18 protein-coding genes, 1 tRNA gene and 1 pseudogene are annotated in these 16931 nt (G+C 61.8%); 11 read left to right on the forward strand and 9 right to left on the reverse strand.

The genetic code is table 11. The features are described from left to right. Positions 1–66: 66 nt before the first annotated feature. Positions 67–417: an MFS transporter gene (locus B2696_RS01550; protein ID WP_312955505.1), complete on the reverse strand. Its 351-nt coding sequence runs from the start codon at positions 415–417 to the stop codon at positions 67–69. 93 nt (positions 418–510) lie between these two features. Next, positions 511–1101, reverse strand: a pseudogene (locus B2696_RS01555) (MFS transporter). Between the two features lie 420 nt (positions 1102–1521). On the opposite strand from B2696_RS01555, the gene B2696_RS01560 reads away from it, so the two are divergent. Next, positions 1522–2295 (forward strand): IclR family transcriptional regulator, encoded by a 774-nt coding sequence (locus B2696_RS01560; RefSeq protein ID WP_286953610.1) that lies wholly within the window; start codon positions 1522–1524, stop codon positions 2293–2295. A gap of 33 nt (positions 2296–2328) precedes the next feature. On the opposite strand, the gene B2696_RS01565 is transcribed toward B2696_RS01560, so the two are convergent. After that, a complete protein-coding gene (locus tag B2696_RS01565; protein ID WP_286953612.1) occupies positions 2329–2853 on the reverse strand; it encodes a ClbS/DfsB family four-helix bundle protein in 525 nt (174 codons plus the stop codon). 72 nt (positions 2854–2925) lie between these two features. Between B2696_RS01565 and B2696_RS01570 the strand changes: the two genes are divergently transcribed. Then, a tRNA-Ala gene (locus tag B2696_RS01570) sits at positions 2926–3001 on the forward strand. 194 nt (positions 3002–3195) lie between these two features. Here B2696_RS01570 and B2696_RS01575 read toward each other — a convergent pair. After that, positions 3196–3999, reverse strand: coding sequence for an alpha/beta fold hydrolase (locus B2696_RS01575; protein ID WP_286953613.1), 804 nt, complete (start codon positions 3997–3999; stop codon positions 3196–3198). 52 nt (positions 4000–4051) lie between these two features. On the opposite strand from B2696_RS01575, the gene B2696_RS01580 reads away from it, so the two are divergent. Continuing rightward, positions 4052–5767 carry a condensation domain-containing protein gene (locus B2696_RS01580; RefSeq protein WP_286953614.1) on the forward strand — a complete coding sequence of 572 codons (1716 nt, stop codon included), beginning with the start codon at positions 4052–4054 and terminating at the stop codon, positions 5765–5767. Between the two features lie 212 nt (positions 5768–5979). Here B2696_RS01580 and B2696_RS01585 read toward each other — a convergent pair whose 3' ends face one another. After that, on the reverse strand, positions 5980–7023 hold the full coding sequence (locus tag B2696_RS01585; RefSeq protein WP_376778885.1) for a pseudouridine synthase: 1044 nt from the start codon (positions 7021–7023) through the stop codon (positions 5980–5982). A 122-nt stretch (positions 7024–7145) separates the two neighbouring features. On the opposite strand from B2696_RS01585, the gene B2696_RS01590 reads away from it, so the two are divergent. From B2696_RS01590 to B2696_RS01600, 3 genes are all read left to right on the forward strand, one after another. After that, positions 7146–8042, forward strand: a complete 897-nt coding sequence (locus B2696_RS01590) for a universal stress protein (RefSeq protein WP_075730732.1) — start codon at positions 7146–7148, stop codon at positions 8040–8042. Positions 8043–8161: 119 nt separating this feature from the next. Beyond that, positions 8162–8425, forward strand: a complete 264-nt coding sequence (locus B2696_RS01595; protein ID WP_075730731.1) for a GlsB/YeaQ/YmgE family stress response membrane protein — start codon at positions 8162–8164, stop codon at positions 8423–8425. Between the two features lie 71 nt (positions 8426–8496). Beyond that, positions 8497–9105: a TetR/AcrR family transcriptional regulator gene (locus tag B2696_RS01600; RefSeq protein ID WP_075731359.1), complete on the forward strand. Its 609-nt coding sequence runs from the start codon at positions 8497–8499 to the stop codon at positions 9103–9105. On the opposite strand, the gene yidC is transcribed toward B2696_RS01600, so the two are convergent. Beyond that, positions 9062–10063 carry a membrane protein insertase YidC gene (gene yidC / locus B2696_RS01605; protein WP_075730730.1) on the reverse strand — a complete coding sequence of 334 codons (1002 nt, stop codon included), beginning with the start codon at positions 10061–10063 and terminating at the stop codon, positions 9062–9064. The two genes, B2696_RS01600 and yidC, sit on opposite strands and share 44 nt — an antisense overlap. Positions 10064–10122: 59 nt before the next feature. On the opposite strand from yidC, the gene B2696_RS01610 reads away from it, so the two are divergent. Next, positions 10123–10851: a class E sortase gene (locus B2696_RS01610; RefSeq protein ID WP_286953624.1), complete on the forward strand. Its 729-nt coding sequence runs from the start codon at positions 10123–10125 to the stop codon at positions 10849–10851. Further along, the gene (locus tag B2696_RS01615) at positions 10851–11003 is read left to right on the forward strand and encodes a hypothetical protein (protein ID WP_170216856.1); all 153 of its coding nucleotides are present in this window, start codon (positions 10851–10853) and stop codon (positions 11001–11003) included. The genes B2696_RS01610 and B2696_RS01615 overlap by 1 nt, the downstream gene beginning before the upstream one ends. A 58-nt stretch (positions 11004–11061) precedes the next feature. Here B2696_RS01615 and B2696_RS01620 read toward each other — a convergent pair whose 3' ends face one another. After that, positions 11062–11679, reverse strand: coding sequence for a DUF2020 domain-containing protein (locus B2696_RS01620; protein WP_286953627.1), 618 nt, complete (start codon positions 11677–11679; stop codon positions 11062–11064). Here B2696_RS01620 and B2696_RS01625 point away from each other — a divergent pair. Together B2696_RS01625 and B2696_RS01630 are read left to right on the forward strand one after the other, a co-directional pair. Next, the gene (locus B2696_RS01625) at positions 11678–12901 is read left to right on the forward strand and encodes a sensor histidine kinase (protein ID WP_286953629.1); all 1224 of its coding nucleotides are present in this window, start codon (positions 11678–11680) and stop codon (positions 12899–12901) included. The genes B2696_RS01620 and B2696_RS01625 overlap by 2 nt on opposite strands. Positions 12902–12941: 40 nt before the next feature. Next, a complete protein-coding gene (locus tag B2696_RS01630; RefSeq protein WP_075730726.1) occupies positions 12942–13580 on the forward strand; it encodes a response regulator in 639 nt (212 codons plus the stop codon). On the opposite strand, the gene B2696_RS01635 is transcribed toward B2696_RS01630, so the two are convergent. Continuing rightward, a complete protein-coding gene (locus tag B2696_RS01635) occupies positions 13577–14209 on the reverse strand; it encodes a DUF6474 family protein (RefSeq protein WP_276621850.1) in 633 nt (210 codons plus the stop codon). The two genes, B2696_RS01630 and B2696_RS01635, sit on opposite strands and share 4 nt — an antisense overlap. Before the next feature lie 68 nt (positions 14210–14277). On the opposite strand from B2696_RS01635, the gene B2696_RS01640 reads away from it, so the two are divergent. Next, the gene (locus B2696_RS01640; protein ID WP_286953634.1) at positions 14278–15717 is read left to right on the forward strand and encodes a TM0106 family RecB-like putative nuclease; all 1440 of its coding nucleotides are present in this window, start codon (positions 14278–14280) and stop codon (positions 15715–15717) included. Between the two features lie 12 nt (positions 15718–15729). On the opposite strand, the gene B2696_RS01645 is transcribed toward B2696_RS01640, so the two are convergent. After that, the gene (locus B2696_RS01645) at positions 15730–16881 is read right to left on the reverse strand and encodes an MFS transporter (RefSeq protein ID WP_075730724.1); all 1152 of its coding nucleotides are present in this window, start codon (positions 16879–16881) and stop codon (positions 15730–15732) included. Positions 16882–16931: the final 50 nt, after the last annotated feature.

Consider the following 16931-nt stretch of genomic DNA (forward strand, 5'->3'; position numbering starts at 1 on the left):
TGAAGCACTCCCTGGAACAGCAAGAATGCTGTTCCAGGGAGTGCTTCAGTGATCTTGGGGTACTACTTATTCGCTGGATACTGGGGCCGGTGCCGGGAGATCTGCGTCTTGCTCGACGAAGGAGCGCCGGCGGGTCTCCGGCGCCCAACGCCAGCAGGCGAGGCCGCCGATGACGAGGACACCAACGCAACCGAAGAGAACTGTGTTGACGCCGAAGCCAGAGACGATGATGGGCAGGAGGAAGGTGCTGATTGCGGAGCCGATGCGGCTGCCGGCGGTCACCAGGCCCAGGCCCGAGGCGCGGACATCGGTGGGGAAGAGCTCTGGGGGATAGATGAACTCGAGGTTTGCGGCCGCGGCGAGCACCAGTGCGAAGGACGCGAACAGCGCGACCGCCCCGATGAAGAAGCTGTAGATGAGGAATACGCGGCACGGAAGGGGTCGATGATCACCATGCCGATGATGGCGCCGGTGAGTAGGAAGACGTTGTACAAGGCGCCCGCGGCGAGTTTATTGGTGACGCCCAGGGACTCCATCACCAGCGGGGAGAAGGTTCCCAGCGCGAGGCTGTTCGGTGCCGGAAGTCGGGGGCAGGGGGATGTCTTTGCCGGCGGTTCTATCAACAATGGTGCGGGCGCGGTCGGTGAGGCCGCGGCGCATGAGCCAGAGCGGAGACTCGGGAATACCGACGCGGAAGGCGAAGACAATGAGCTCGGGGATGGCGCTGGCGAGGAGCATGTAGCGCCAGGCGTCGTCGCCGATGTCGTGGAGTGCGAAGCCCACAAGTTAGGCAAAGACGTAGCCCGCAGCCCAAGCCACCGCGAGGAAGCTTAAGAGGCGGCCGCGGAAGTGGCGCGGGGCGTGCTCAGTGACGAGGGTCTTGCTCACCACGTAGTCGGCGCCGAGTACTAAACCGATAAGCAGGCGCGTAACCAGTAGGTGCCAGGCTTCCTCCACGAAGAATTGGGAGAGCGACAGGCAGGCAATGAAGAGCATGTCGAAGCGGAAGACGAGGCTGCGGCCAATGTGATCCGCGATGGGGCCGGTAATCAATGCGCCGACGAAGAGTCCGGTCAGTGTCGCGGCGCCAAGGAGCCCCACCTACAGCGGCGTGAGCCCCAGGGCGGTGGTGGCCGAGGAGATGACGATGCCGACGATGCCGAGAACGAAGCCGTCACTGAACTGACCACCGGCGCCGGCTATGGCAATGCGATAGTGGAACCGATTGAGCGGAATATCTTCATAGGCCGGCGGGATTCGGAGGGGAAGTTGGATGCGCCTAGTTCCGTCTGCTTGCCGTATAGCTGTTCTTCGGGCTCAGTGTTAAGCGTTGCTGATTCCGGTGTCATGACTTGCTCTCTTGTCTGGAAGTGACTCAGCTTACAAAAAACTGATAAGGCCGCTAGGTTTATAATTGCAATACCGGCTGCTTAAATTGCACCGGTAATTTTCCTTCACAAGGCCTGATAGGGAATGCCGGCCTAAATAGTTGCTTAAAATGCAACAAAAAGGAGCCCTGTTATGGCTGTTGCGGAGCGGGTAGCCGCACTACTTTTTGCTTTCAAAGCCAACGGCGAACCGCGCTCAGTATCCGAACTGGCGCGCGCGGTGGGGCGGGAAAAGACCCAGGTCTCGCGCATGCTCAAATCCATGGAACAAGGCGGATTGGTGGTCCAAGATCCCCAGAGCAAACGCTATACCCTGGCTTGGGGCCTGCGGGTCCTCGCGGGTTCAGCGGGCAATAACGTCCTGGCTCGCGTGTGCGTGCCGGCCTTGCGCAAGCTCGTGGCATATACCGGCGAGGGGGCGCTACTGTCCGTCCAAGAGTCAACACAATCCCTGACGATCCTGCGGGAGGAGTCCCACCAATCGCTCCAAGCCGGTGGATGGGTGGGGCGTCGCTCGCCCTTGCATTGCACCGCTTCCGGGCGCGCTCTCCTTTTCGATTCTGCTGATGAGGAGGTCGACTTTCTTACCCGTCGCGACATCGGGCGATCCGAATACGGAACGCGCACCCCAGGTGATCTTTCCACGCTGCTCGAGCGGCTACGCAATGAACGCGAACGCGGCTACTCCGTGGCTTCCGAGGAAGTAGAGATCGGCTTGACCTCCATCGGCGTCCCAGTGCGCGATTCCTTCGGCGCCATCGTCGGCGCCATCAACGTATCCGGTCCCACCTCACGCTTGCGCGCGCACAAGGAAGACACCGGCGGGCTGCTCCTGCGCACTGCCCACGCCGTCCATCAGGAGCTGCTCAAAATAGCAGCGGGCAAAGCCGGCCCGTTGGGCCCTTAGGCGCACCGATGCGGGTGCCAGCGGCACACCTCGCTACAGGGTGCGCAACCAGGCCCGGATGCGGCCCCGAGCATTTCTATAGGGCGAGGAGGTATTGAGGGAGATCATGCGTCCCATCGTCCACTTGCCGTACCAAGGTTGGGCGTATAACTCGGTGTCAGAATATCCCTCGATCAAGGAGACAATGCGTCCTTTTAGATCACGCAATTGCCCGCGTAGTTCCTCCCATGTGTCGCCCTCATGCTCCTGGTAGAAGCGTTGCGCAAGCACCCCTAGCTGGTTCCATTTGATGCCCGGGGCAGGAAGCTCATCCGAAAGCCCCTCGGCCCGGCGCCTATGCCACGTAAGAACCTGTTCGTTCCAGCCAATCAGGTATGCCAGCAGATCCGCTGGGCTCATCCGGGTGCCCTTCACGTGGCCCTCAAGCACCAACTCTCGTGTCGCGCTGAAGGGAACTCGGTCGAGGTCGTCCTCAAGACGTGTGAAGGTCTTGTCTATCGCCGCCAATAGCTCAGTCTTCGAAGCAGGAACAGCCACGTATGCCTCAGTTCTCGGCATGCTTGGCGACGTCTCCGTCACCGCCACCGTGATTTTCATTGTTTAGGCAATGAGAGTACCCTTTTTCTCATTGGGGCATTAGCTCAGTTGGTAGAGCGTTGCGTTCGCAATGCAAAGGTCAGGGGTTCGATTCCCCTATGCTCCACCAGTGTCCTCAGTCGCGTCATCGTTGACATATGAGTCGCGACATGGTGGATAAATCCGGCAGTTTCTGTTCTGAGAACAGTGGCTGCCGGATTTGCATTTCAGACCTAGAAACAAGACGGTAAAAGAATGCCTAGGCCGTGTAAATTACGTGGCCCTAAACGTGCAATTTAATCTGTCCCCTGACATTCACCGAGGTCACAGGTGTGGTGGAGCGACCATATTAGTGTCCCTCACCACGTCCTCCGCGAGGACCTCGGGCCACCGTGCGACCTCCTGCGGTGCGGTCGCTATATACAGCCGCGCCATGGGGAAGATGGTGGCCAAATCAATCGCTGTCGACACCGGGTGCCCCGGATCGTCGGTCCAGCACAGGATGGTCACGGGCATGGTCAGCGTGGTGAGATCCTCCCGTGTCGGAAGGTTGCTCCGAGCCGCGCCGCGGTAGGCGGAGACGAGAAGTTCCGCAGAGATGTCGGGCACGGTCGCAGGACGTCCGACGGTGGCGGGCGGAGGCGCGGCCATCGCATCTGCTTGGAGGAATCTTTCCATCCCCTGCTCCTCGATGAACCGGGCCCTAGCCTCGTAGTCAGCGGCCTGGGCAGTGCGGGTTTCCCACGCCGTCGGTGGGAGCATGAGAGTCAGCCCGCTGAATCTGCCCGGATCACGCACGGCGGCGTGTAGGAGGGTGGCGCAGCCCATTGAGGGCCCCACACCGTGGACCTGTTCGCCGGGAAAGAAGGCATCGAGGAGAGCGAGAAGGTCGGTGGCCAGCTGCGGCCACGTGTAGTCCTCCGGGTCCATCCCGCCCGTGGACTGCCCGTGGCCCCGGGCGTCGTAACGCAGCAGCCTCGTGCCACTGAGCCCCCGCCCGAGATCGAGGTCGAGCAGGCGGTCGCGCTCCCTGCTGGAGGTGAGCCCATGGAGCTGAACAACGGGATGCCCATGCTCATCACTGAAGTAAGTGGCGAGCCTGGCACCGGGAAGGGAAAACGTCGACATGGGATCTCTCCTAACATCTTCGATGGCACTGCTTCTGCGTTAGGATACCGCCATGAGGCTCACCCACGTCACCCACTTAAGGCTACCTTTCGGCCCGCTGCGCAGCTACCAGGTGACGGTGGAGCCGACGGGGACGAGATCTCCCGTCTCCTTTGATCAGGCCAGACATGTCTCGGCCGGTAACCGTCCGGGAAGCTGGATGGCCATGAGTATGCGCTTGCCCGCACCGGTGGACCGAGACCGGCTTGCCGAGGCGTGGCGCGCGGTCATTGAACGGCACGGAACCCTGCGCACGGTCTTCGACCATGGTCCAGACGGAGAGCTGATCCTCCTTGACACCGAGGTCACCGGCGGTGAGTGGACTCAACATGTGGCCCGACCGGGGCAGTCCATGCGTGATTTATTCCGCGAGGTTCTGGATACTCACTGTGTGTCCTTCGGTCGTCCCTCATACCTCCTGTGCATTACGGAGACGGCTCAACGCCCTACTCTGGTCATCGCTAGCGATCACTCCCACGTGGATATGTGGTCCATGCTAGTCCTCGTCCGCGACCTGCTCGCCGAGTTGAATGGCACGGAGCTGCCTGCGACCACCCCGCCGCCCTTTGCCGAGCACACCCGGCTTCTGAGGAACCGCGAACCCGCGCCGGAATCGATCCGGCAGCGCTGGCGCGACATTATTGACGCCGGGGGTGGCGTCATGCCACGGTTCCCGCTTCCACTTGGCGAGCCCGGACACCACCCGGAGCGGGTGGAGGTTCGTGAGGTGTTCACCGTCGATGACATCGCCACCTTTGCCGCCCATGCACGCTTACTTGGTGTGTCCACCCTCGCACTGACCATCTCGCTCATGGCCGCGGTGACGAGGGAACGCGTCAGCACCCCGCTGCGCGCGCTGTTTCCGGTGCACAGCCGCTTTGACCGGGAGTGGCACGACTCCGTGGGGTGGTTCATCACCAACTCGATTCTCGAGGTCAACTCCTCAGAACCCGGCGATGCCGCTGACGCCGTGAAAGAGGCGATTCGGCTGGGGGCCTGGCCGCTTGAGGATGTGCTCGCACCCTGGGATGGTATGCCTGATACCCCGGGGATGTTCGCCGTATCCTGGTTGGATCTACGACGCCTGCCGGTAAGTATTGACGATATCGGGCTTGAGGCGCAGTACGTCAGTGCAGCCATGCGCACTGACGGTGTGATGGTCTGGTTCATTATCGATGACACCGGTGCCCACCTGCGCTGCCGCTACCCCGACACCCTTGAGGCACGGGAGAATGTGGGTTCCTGGCTCGACGACTTGGTTGGACTCATGCAGGACACCGCCCGTCGCTCCGCGGGCTCACAGTTTAGCCTAGGGGCGCGGAAATACCGCGTGCAGCGTGCCGCCCGGGAGGATTTGCCCGCCATCATCGCATTGCTCACGCCGAACCCGGCACCACTGCACGATTATGAATCCGCTTTTCATGTCATGGACATCAACGCCGCGAACTATCTCGCTGTTGTGCGCGATGAGGACGATGCGATCGTAGGCACCATGCAGCTAACGATCATGCCCGGATTAGATGATGGCGGCGCCACGCGCCTCAACATCGCCAATCTCGCGGTGACCGATGCGGCCCTCGTGTCCCCGATGCTGACTTGGGCGCATGTGCATGGGGCCGCCAGGGGCGCACGGGCTGCGCAGATCATCACCGACGCCCCCGAAATCACCGCGCATATCCGTGCATCTGGGTATTCAGGGCCGCGGATTCAGCTGGAGCGGACCTTGTAGCCCGCACGCTCATAGGTGGGCGCGTTCCAAGGGATTCCTTGCGCTGGTCTACCTTCTCCTGCCAGGATGAAACGGGGATAACGCAGACGAAGCCGGTAATCAACGGGCTCGAAACCTCCCGCCTAAAACAGCCGCGGTGTGCGGCGAACACCAGTTGTGCTCCGGGTACAGCTGCTGAGAATGGACGAACACCTTATCCCCACGAGGGAGTCTTAGGCCATGAGCTTTCGCCGGGAGTGAAAGTCTCGTGCTTTCCCCGAGAGCGGGTCAATGAACTCGAGGCGCACAGAGCTCAGATGCATGGGCACGTTCATGTCCTCGGCCTCGGCGGGGAAAATAACTGGGTAGACGGGGTCGCCCAAGATGGGCACTCCCGACTCCCACATGTGCAGGCGCAGTTGATGCGTTTTGCCGGTGTGAGGCTGTAGGCGGTAGCGCCCGAGCGGCGGTTGGGGTCCGTGCACGCTTTCATAGGCGGCCGTCTCTTCTGAGCCCAGCGGTGCCACATCGAGGAGGGTGGTGTGGGCGTTGGGAGGGCCTTCGCCAAGCCGGCCCTGGATTTCGCCCGGGGTTTTGGTCATGTGCGAGTGCCACTGCACGGGGGTGGAGAAGGGGGAAAGGGCGGCTATCGCCTCATAGGTTTTCTGGACCTGGCGCGCGGCAAAAAGCGTCTGATAGGCGCCGCGAACTTCGCGCCTTTTGGTAAAAAGCAAAATCCCGGAGGTTAGGCGGTCTAGGCGGTGTGCGGGCGAGAGCTCATTGTTGCCGGTGCTGCGCCGGAGCTGAACCGTGGCGGTCTGCACGATGTGGCGCGCACGGGGCATCGTGGCCATAAACGGCGGCTTGTCGACGACGAGGATGTCCTCGTCCTCAAAGACCACGGGGATGTCGTAGGGGACGGGGGTTTCCGGGGCGGGCATGCGATAAAAGTAAACGTCAGCGCCCTGCGGCAGGATGGAATTGGGGCGCAGCACGGTCGTGTCACGCAAGACCACTTCGCCCGCGGCGAAGCGGGCGTGCAGGGCCGCAGCATCGTCGCTAGGGTGGCGGTGACGCTGGGTGGAAATGACGCCATCGAGGAAGTCCCAGGCGTTAAGGCCGGCCACGGGTGTACGCACGCGAGTGGGGTTGAGGCCATCCTTAATAGGCAAAGGCCTGAAGTCCTTTCGCATGTGTATTAAGCTACGCCCCATGGATCTTGACTCTCTTCTCACGCCGTTGGTGGCGTTTTTCTCTGATGGTATCGGTGCTGTGATTTTCTCAATTTTGGAGTTCTTCTACAGTGTGCTTTTCCCCTCTAATGCGGACGCCGCTACCCCTGACACCGTAGGCTAGTACGTACTAGACTAAATGGTATAATCACCTGAAAGGACATATCATGGCTAAGGAAGACATCGTCGTCGTTGCTGTAGATGGCTCTGACGCTTCAAAGAATGCTGTTCGTTGGGCGGCTAATACCGCCCTCAAGCGCGGTATCCCGCTGCGCATCGCCGCGAGCTACACCATGCCGCAGTTCCTTTATGCGGAGGGCATGGTTCCGCCCAAGGAGCTTTTTGATGACTTGCAGGCGGAAACTCTGGAAAAGATCGATGAGGCTCGCGCCGTAGCTCACGAGATCGCCCCTGAGATCAAGATTGGTCACACCGTGGCTGAGGGTTCCCCTATTGACATGTTGCTGGAGATGTCCAAGGACGTCACCATGATTGTTATGGGTTCCCGCGGCATGGGCGGCCTATCCGGCATGGTGATGGGTTCTGTTTCCGCATCCGTCGTGGCTCATGCTTCTTGCCCGGTAGTCGTTGTCCGTGAGGACAACCCCGTGACCGAATCCACCAAGTACGGCCCCGTCGTCGTCGGCGTGGATGGCTCCGAGGTCTCCCACAAGGCCACGGATTATGCTTTCCGTGAGGCGCAGGCGCGCGGTGCCGAGCTCATCGCCGTGCACACCTGGATGGATATGCAGGTACAGGCATCGTTGGCTGGCCTCGCCGCCGCACAGGCCGAGTGGGCGGAGATCGAGCGCGAGCAGGGTGAGTTGCTCACCAGCCGCTTGAGCGAGTTCCAGGAGAAGTACCCTGAGGTCAAGGTGAAGAAGATCATCGCCCGCGATCGCCCGGTACGCGCCTTGGCTGACGCTGCTGAAGGCGCCCAGCTCTTGGTCGTGGGTTCCCACGGCCGGGGCGGCTTCAAGGGAATGCTCTTGGGCTCCACCTCCCGCGCGCTGTTGCAGGCGGCTCCCTGCCCCATGATGGTTGTTCGTCCCGATTCGAAGTAACCATTCGCTAACGTTTCGGTGGGCGTCCAGTAACAAAGGCTGGGCGCCCTAGCCATTTCTCCATGATGGTGACACCATGGAGAGGGTAGAAAGAAAACCTAAGCGAAGGAGTAAGCATTATGGGACTAGGCCTCGGATTCGTTGGCTCAATTGTTGTTGGCCTCATTGCTGGCTGGCTCGCAGGTAAGATTATGAAGCGCGATCAAGGCCTCGTTACTAACTTGATAGTGGGTGTTATCGGCGGCATTATCGGCGGCGGACTGCTCGGCTTTCTTAATGGTTCGACTGGAAACAGCTGGATCCTGATGATCATCACGGCCACCATCGGCGCCTGTATCCTGCTCTGGCTAGTCGGCCTAGTAAAGGGCAAGGCTAAGCAGTAAATTAGCGTACATACCGGTTTGTCTATATTGTGTAGATGAATCGGTTTTGTCGTTTTAGGAGTGTGATGTCCGTGCCTGAGAAGAAGTCGCGCCGTAACCGTCCCAGCCCCCGCAGCCGCCTCCTTGAGTCGGCGACTAATCTTTTTAGCACCGAGGGTATTCGTGTCATTGGAATTGACCGTATCCTCCGCGAGGCCGATGTTGCGAAAGCTTCGCTCTACTCCCTGTTTGGTTCTAAGGATTCCCTCGTCATCGCCTATGTCGAGAACCTGGATGAGAAGTACCGCAAGGACTGGGAAGAGCGCACCGCGCGGATGATGGACCCCGAGCAGAAGCTTCTCGCCTTCTTTGACAAGGCCATCGAAGAACAGCCACAGATGGAGTTCCGCGGCTCCCACTTCCTCAACGCAGCCGGTGAGTACCCGCGCCCGGAAACGGATTCGGAGCGTGGAATCGTCGACGCCTGTCTGGCGCACCGCAACTGGGTCCACTCCACCATGACTGCGCTCTTAACGGCGAAAAACGGCTATCCTTCATCCTCCCAGGCCAGCCAGATGCTCATCTTCCTCGACGGAGGGATGGCCGGCGCCCGAGTTGAAAGGGACGTCGCCCCGCTGCGCACTGCCCGCGACCTAGCTAATCAGATGCTTTCGGCTCCTCCGGCGGATTATTCAATTTAGGCTCTGTCTGAACCTCTGTCTTAGTCTCCTGCTTAGCCGCGGTCTTTGCCTCTCGCAGTATCTTGCGCGCCTCGACCTGTAAGAGGGCCTTTTCCTTCTTTTGCTCGCGGCTCAACTTCGGCGTGCTTTCCTTGTTGCGCCAGCGAGTGATGCTCTCACGGCGCAGCTCGTGCACCAGATCGGGCAAAGGGTAACGCTTGAGCATGATGAGCTCGAAGACGATGGTCTGCACGAGCGAGAACAAGTAGGCACAGCCCCAGTAGAAGATGATCGCCACCGGAATCGGGCCGGTCTGGGCCACGTGCCACAGCAGCCAGGGCACGAAGAACAAGACGGCGAGCATGAACCAGAAGATCCGTCGATTCGCCTTCTGATCAAATTGGGTGGTGAGAAAACCGCGGAAGATAGAGATGCCGGTATTGATCACGGTGAATGCGATGGCCGCGATAAGCAGCGGGGTGATCAAGGAGAAGTGGTCACGGGCGAAGTCCGTAATGGGGACACCAAGAAACGTTGATGCGCGGAAAGAGGCAATGTCCTGCGGGTTGAGCAGCCCAATGGAATCAACGTGCATATTAACTCGGGCCATCCGCAGAAGGACCTGGTACAAGCCAATGAACACCGGAATCATGATGAGCGGCGGGACGCAGCCTGCAGCCGGGCGATAGCCAAATTCCTTAGCTAGTTCCTCGCGCTCGCGCATCAGCGCCGCCATCTCCTCAGCGGTGGTGGCCTTCTCGATGCGCTGGTCGATGTCGCGGTTGCGCGGGCGCATGAGCACAGCCAGGCGGGCCGAGCGCACCGAAATCCAGTTCAGGGGCGCGATGAGCCCCCGGACTGTGAGCACGAGCAAGACAATGGAGATCAGCCATCCCACCGAATCATCGACGAGGTTCGCAATGAGCAGGTGCCAGAGCTTCATGATGCCGGATACCGGGTACATGAAAATAGTGAGCATGAGCTTCCTTTTGCAGGCTGATGGGGCCTTACTACCTTACATCTATTAAGCTAAACTCCATGAAAGAATCCCCGGTGAGTTTCAGTCACGTTGTGGGGGAATTGCTGCTTACGGTGGGAGTTATTCTCCTGCTTTTTACTTTTTATGAGTCCTATTGGACCAACATAGAATCAAATAAACTCCAAGAGCACGCTAAGGAGAACCTCGAGCAGGAATGGCACAATCCGCGTGCCAAGCTGCATCCAGAAATGGGTGAGGCCTTTGCGCGCATGTATATCCCGGCCTTCGGCTCGGACTTCAACTTTGCCATCGTGGAAGGCACGGACGAGGATGATCTTTTGCGCGGGCCAGGGCGCTACGTCGATTCGCAGATGCCGGGGGAGATAGGTAACTTCGCGGTCGCCGGGCACCGCGTGGGCAAGGGCGCACCTTTTAATGATCTAGATAACCTGTCCACCTGTGACGCGATTGTCGTGGAGACGCAGAACGAGTGGATCACCTACCGTGTGCTTCCCGTTGACGGTGCCCCGGCGGACTGCTTTAGCCCTGAGCAGATGGCTAAGCCGGAGTATCAATCCGTCGTCGGAAGGCATATCACCGTGCCGGGTGATATCGGAGTAACCAAGCCGATACCCGAGTCCGACGTGACCGCGAGCGAGGGGCTGTTGACCCTGACCACCTGCCACCCGCGTTTCTCAAACGCGGAGCGCATGATCGTGCACGCCATGGGAGTGTCACACGAGCCGAAGGTGCCGGGGCAAACCCCGCCCGTATTGGAGGAGAACTAATGTATCGCGCGCTGTGGAATCTCTTGCCGGGTCCCGTACCAGTTAAGGCACTGTTGGCGCTGGCCATCGCGGTTGGCGTGTTCTTCCTGCTCATGGACGTGGTATTCCCTTGGGTATCCACGCTCATGCCCTATAGCGACGTCGCAGTCTGAGAGGCTCAGTCTAGAGCGCACAGCGCAGAGCTAGCGCCTAGAGGCTAGGGCCGAGAGCTTAGAGCTTGAGGTTGCTGATTGCCTCTTTGGCAATGAGCTCTGCCTTGAGCGTTTGTTGCTGGTTAGTCCACACGGCAACGGCGTAGTCATCCTTCTGCACGGCGTAGACCGAGCTATCACTAAAAACGCCGCGCCCACCGGTCCAGCCCTCGAAGTCGGCGGGCTCGGTGGAGTCAATGGGCGCCGCCCAGTCCACCACTGCGCGGGCCTCCTCCACGCTGGGCATGTGCCGCACGATGACCGTGATCTGTGGGGCGTCGGGGTAGGACCAGAATACGCAGGCAGGTGGGTCGAAGCGGGTATCAATTCCCTGCGTGGTCAGGCGCTGCCCATTGGTGTCTGCCACCCACTGCGAGTCCAGGTAGGGGCAGCTCGTCCACTCGTTGACTTGTGCGCCCTCGGTGGCAGGTAGCCCTTGCTCCGCGGCTGCGGTGGCGTTGTCTGCATCGGCGCTATCGGCACCGGTGTCCGTTGCTGCGGAGGCTGCGGGATCTCCGGCGCCCTCCGCCGCGGGTGCGGGTTCCTTCTTCTCTGGGGGCTGCGGGGAACATGCGCCGAGTGCCACGGTGGTGGCGAGGAGACAGGGCAAGAGGAGGGGAAGTAGGCTTTTGCGCATGAAGCCAAGAGTAGTCCAGCACAGTGTCGATACTGAGGCATTTCGCAACGGGATTCATATCCTCACCGCGACTTTGCTCGTGGTGGCCATTCTCACCTCGGTGGGCCTGCCGGTGGCGCAGGCAGTCCTCAACCTCGTGTTGCTCGCGGCCTTCGCCGTGGTCTATATCAGCGGATCCATCTACGTTGAGACGTGGCCGCTGCCGGCAGCGTATCTGTGGCTCATCATCTTAAGCATCATCTGGGTGGCGGATACGATGGTCACTCCTGCGGCCATCTACTTGGTCTTTGCCCTATTCTTTCTCTACCTCTACGTTCTAGACATTGGCGTGGGCTCCGTCTTCGTCGTGGTGGCCACGCTCATCTCGGTCGCGGTCCAGATACCCAAGGGCGTTACTTTTGGCGGTGTCATGGGACCGGCGGTGTCGGCGCTGGTCACGGTGGCCATCTTCTTTGCCTTCCGGGCGCTGGCGCGCATGAATGCGGAGTTGATGGAGACCCGCTCGCAGCTGGCGGCCACGGAGCGCGACGCGGGGATGATTGCTGAGCGCCAGCGCATCGCCCACGAGATTCATGACACGGTGGCCCAGGGGCTGTCCTCGATACAGATGTTGCTCTACGCCGCAGACCGCGATCTTGATAGCGCCGAGGGGAAGGGCGCTGAGGGCAGCGCTGCTGGAGCGGCTGCGGACTCTGCCGGCATTGATAAGGCACGCGAGCGTATCGAGCTTGCGCGCACCACGGCGGCGGATAACCTGCACGAGGCGCGCGCCATGATCGCCGCTTTGCAGCCTGCCGCGCTTGCCGACGCCTCCCTCGAGGGCGCCCTAGAGCGCATGGCCCGCAACTTCGCCTCCACCTCGAGCTTTCAGGTGGAGGTCGACTCGGAGGGCGAGGCGGTGGCGCTGCCCATGAAGGTGGAGGCGGCGCTGCTGCGGATTGCCCAGGGTGCGGTGGGCAACGTCGTCAAGCATGCGGGGGCAACGCGCGCGCGAATTACCCTGACCTATGGCGTGGACGAGGTGCGCATGGACGTGGTCGATAACGGGGAAGGCTTCGACGTGGCGGCGGTGGAGTCGCGCCCGGCCGGGCTGGGGCACATCGGGCTGGCGGCGATGAGCAGGCGCGCGGAGGAGCTAGGCGGCAAGGTCATCATCGAATCCGCGCCGGGTAGCGGCACGGCGGTCTCCGTTAGTATGCCCTTAGCGAACAATGTAGATTAAACTTTTGGATGATAGATGTACTGACTTTAGGAGGAATGCCGTGATTAAGGTCCTGCTTGCTGATGACCACGAGATCGTGCGCTTGGGGCTGCGCTCGGTCCTAGAGGCGGCGGAAGACATCGAGGTCGTCGGCGAAGCAGCGACCGCTGAAGCTGCCGTCTCCGTAGTTCAGGCCGGCGGAATCGACGTGGTACTCATGGACCTGCGATTCGGGGCGGGCATCGAAGGAACCCGCGTCATGGGGGGTGCTGAGGCTACGGCCCAGATCCGATCCAGCATGGAGCATCCGCCGAAGGTGCTCGTGGTGACCAATTACGATACCGACGCCGATATTCTCGGCGCCATCGAGGCCGGTGCGGTGGGCTACCTTCTCAAGGATGCCCCGCCCACCGAGCTGGTGGCCGCGGTGCGCTCGGCGGCAGACGGTGATTCGGCGCTCTCCCCCATCGTGGCGGACAGGCTCATGACTAGGGTGCGCACCCCGCGTACCTCTCTGACCCCGCGCGAGCTAGAAGTGCTCAAGCTGGTGGCCGGCGGCGCCTCGAACCGCGAGATTGGCCAAGAGCTCATGCTCTCGGAGGCCACGGTGAAGTCCCACCTCGTGCACATTTATGACAAGCTGGGCGTGCGCTCGCGCACCTCGGCCGTGGCCGCCGCCCGCGAGCAGGGCGTGCTCTAGCGCGAGATACGCTGCTGGATTTCAGCCGTGAGGCCGTCGATATCGGATTCAATGGCCTTGTGCGCGCGGCGGCGCTGCTGATCCGTCATGAACTCGGCGTTGGACACTGCGGCCTCGAGATCATCGAGGCGCTCGCGTGCGTCCCGCTTTAAGCCGGCGGGGATACCCGTGCCCTCGAGCGAATTGCGGATTCCGGCTAGGCGGGCCTGCAAAGAAGCGCCGTGGCCCGCGAAGGCGGCGAGCTGATCCGCGCTGACCCCAGCTTGGCGGGCGCGGCGCTGCTCCATGGCCTCGCGCAGGGACACTATTGCGCGGTAGATGAGAGGCAGGAGCAAGGGCGCTGCTGTGCGCAGGGCGCCGGCGTAGCGCTTGATATTGCTGGAGTTGAGCCGGCCCTGACGCAGGCGATCGAGCTCATTCTTGGCCATCTTATACTCGTGCTTGCGCCTAGTCTTCAGGCCCTTCTGCTCCGTCTTGAGCAGGTTCTTCTCCTGCCTGGCCAGCAGCTTTTGCTGCCGCATGCGGGACTTGGAGGCCTCCTTCATCTCGAGCTTGGTGCGCAGCTTGGCGGCCTTGGCCTCAGCGCGGGCATGGGCGCGGGCTTCTTGCAGTTTCTTGATGATGCTCATCTATATTCCCTCACGTTGGTTGATTCTCGATTCAACATTACCCTGCCCTTCTACTATGCTCACCCGGTGTGAAGGATGTGCTCATAGCCTCGGACCTGGTGGGGTGTCGCTACCGGCTCGTGCAGCGCCGCGCGCATCCGGATACCCCGCGCACCCACGCCTCGCTCGCACGCAAGCAGCGCCACGACGCGGCCGTGGAGCTAGTCCTCGCCGCACTCCCGGCCAAGGCGCCAGGCCGGTTTCGCCGCATCGACTTGGTTGGGGATGATTGGGAGCGCTCGCTGGCCACCTTAGAAGCCATCGCGGCTGGCTACACGCACATCACCAACGCGGTCTTCTCTACGCGCGAGTGGATGGTCAAGGCCGAGCTCCTGCTCAAGGAGGAGGGTGGTTATACCCCGGTTATCGTGTCCAACCACCGCGTGGCCCGGCGCAACGAGCGCCATAGCACCCTCGTCGTCCCCACCCACCGGCTGGGGCTGAGCGCGCCCATGGAGGCGCCATTCAAGATCCGCCACCACGCCGTCGACGGCTACCGCCTAGCCCTGACCGCGCGTGGGCTGGAGCACGTAGGCCAATACTCGGGCCACGCGGGCATCATCGGGCAGGATCGCACGCAGGCCTTTTTCACCGAGACCTCGCGCTTCGACGTCGATACCCCGCTGGAGCAGCCGCTTCCCAGCGCGCCGGTCCGTCTCAAGGAGTGCACGTCGTGTCGCTTCTGGCAGTATTGCGAGCCGCAGCTGCGTGCCGCCGACGATATCTCGCTCTTCTTGCCCGGGGATCGTGCCGCGGATCTGCGCGAGCGCGGCATCAACACGGTGCAGGCGCTTATCGATGCCGGCTTGGGAGATACCTCTGCCCTCGCGGCCGCGTGGCGAGAGGGCATCCCGCTGCTGCGGCGCGGAAAGGTATCTGTGCCACGCGCTGATGTAGAAGTCGACGTGGACATGGAAGCCTACCTCGACCAGGGCGCATACCTATGGGGTGCGTGGTACGAGGGCGAGTACCATCCCTTCGTCACCTGGGAGCCGCTGGGTGGCAAGGCAGAGGCGGAGAACTTCTCCCGCTTCTGGGATTGGCTCATGGGCATCCGCGCGGGCGCCCACGCGCAGGGCAAGACTTTCGCCGCCTACTGCTATTCCGCCCACGGTGAGAACCACTGGATGCGCATGTCCGCGCAGCGCTTTGACTCACCCAGCCTCGCCCAGGTTGAGGAGTTCATCGGCTCTCAGGAGTGGGTGGACCTCTTCCTGCACGTTAAGCGCAACTTCGCCGGCACCATGGGGCTCGGCCTCAAGCAGGTCGCGCCCGTGGCGGGCTTCCACTGGGCACAGGAGGACTTCGACGGCGAGGAATCCGTCAATGCCCGTCGCGCCGCGCTCGCCGGGGATTCAGAAAGCCGTGCCAAGCTGCTGGAGTACAACTCCGGTGACGTGCAGGCCACCCGCGTGGTGCGCGAGTGGATGGATCGCGGCGCGCCGGGGATTAGGTCCCTGCGCGGCTAGGACTGAGCGCGGCTAGGCCTCTTTGCGCATCGTCAGGGCGAGCACGCACAGCGCCAGAGCCACCGCGGTGTAGGAGAGGATGAAGCCGGTCCAGGAGAAGGCGTCGAAAAGCACGCCCGCCACAGCGCCCAAGATGGATGAGCCCAGGTAATAGCAGAAGACGTACATGCTCGAGGCCTCCGCGCGATCGTGGGTGGCCAGGTGGCTCACCCACCCCGATGCCGTGGAATGGGCGGCGAAGAAGCCTACGGTCAGCGCGACGATGCCGATAAGCGTGAGGACGATGCCTCCCATGCAGCAGGCGATGCCCACAGCGAGCAGAACACACGCTGCCAGAAGGGTTGTTCCATGCCCGTGGCGGCTCACCAGCCTTCCCGCGCGCGCTGAGGCCCAGGTGCCGGTGAGGTAGAACAAGAATACCGATCCGGCCAGCGCGGGGGCGAGGCCGAAGTGCTCGGTGAGCCGGAAACCGAGGAAGTTGTAGAGCGAGACAAAGGCACCCATGGAAAGGAAAGCCACGATGAAAAGGGGTGCGAGGCGCCGGTCATGCCAGTGGACAAAGATCGCGCGCAATTCTGAGCGCACGTGAATCTCCTTGGGGTGGAAATTGCGCTGGGCTGGGAGCAAGAGAATGCAGGCCACGGCGAAGAGCGCCGATACGCACGCGGAGGCAAAGAGCGCCCAGCGCCAGGTGGAGAATTCCAGGACGCCTGTGGGGATGAGGCGCCCGCTCAGGCCGCCGATGGAGGTGCCCGCGATATAAATGCCCATGACTCGCGGCAGGACCTTGGAATCCAGCTCCTCAGAAAGCCAGGCCATCGCTGTGGCCGGAGCCCCTGCCAGAAGCGCGCCCTGCAGCCCGCGCAGCACAATGAGCTGCAGCGGCGTCTGGGCCAGCGGCACGATAAGGCCCACGCCCGTCGCGGCGATGGCGGAGATGATGAGCACTCGCCCGCGCCCGTAGCGTTCGGAAGCGATCGACGCCGGGACCACGCACAGCGCCAGCGCCCCCGTGGCCGCGGACACCGTCAGTGCCGCCTGCGTGGAGCTCATGTGCAGCTGTTTTACCAGCGTGGGCAGCATGGCCTGCGTGGTATAGAGGCAGGAGAATATCGCTAGTCCCACAAAGAGCATCGCGATGGTGGCGCGCCGGGTTCTGGTCATAGAACCATCATTGCCCCCACGCACTCATGTGTAAAATGCAATAAAGCGAC

The sequence above is a fragment of the Corynebacterium sp. UBA4397 genome, from assembly GCF_002390965.1.
Lineage (GTDB): Bacteria > Actinomycetota > Actinomycetes > Mycobacteriales > Mycobacteriaceae > Corynebacterium > Corynebacterium flavescens.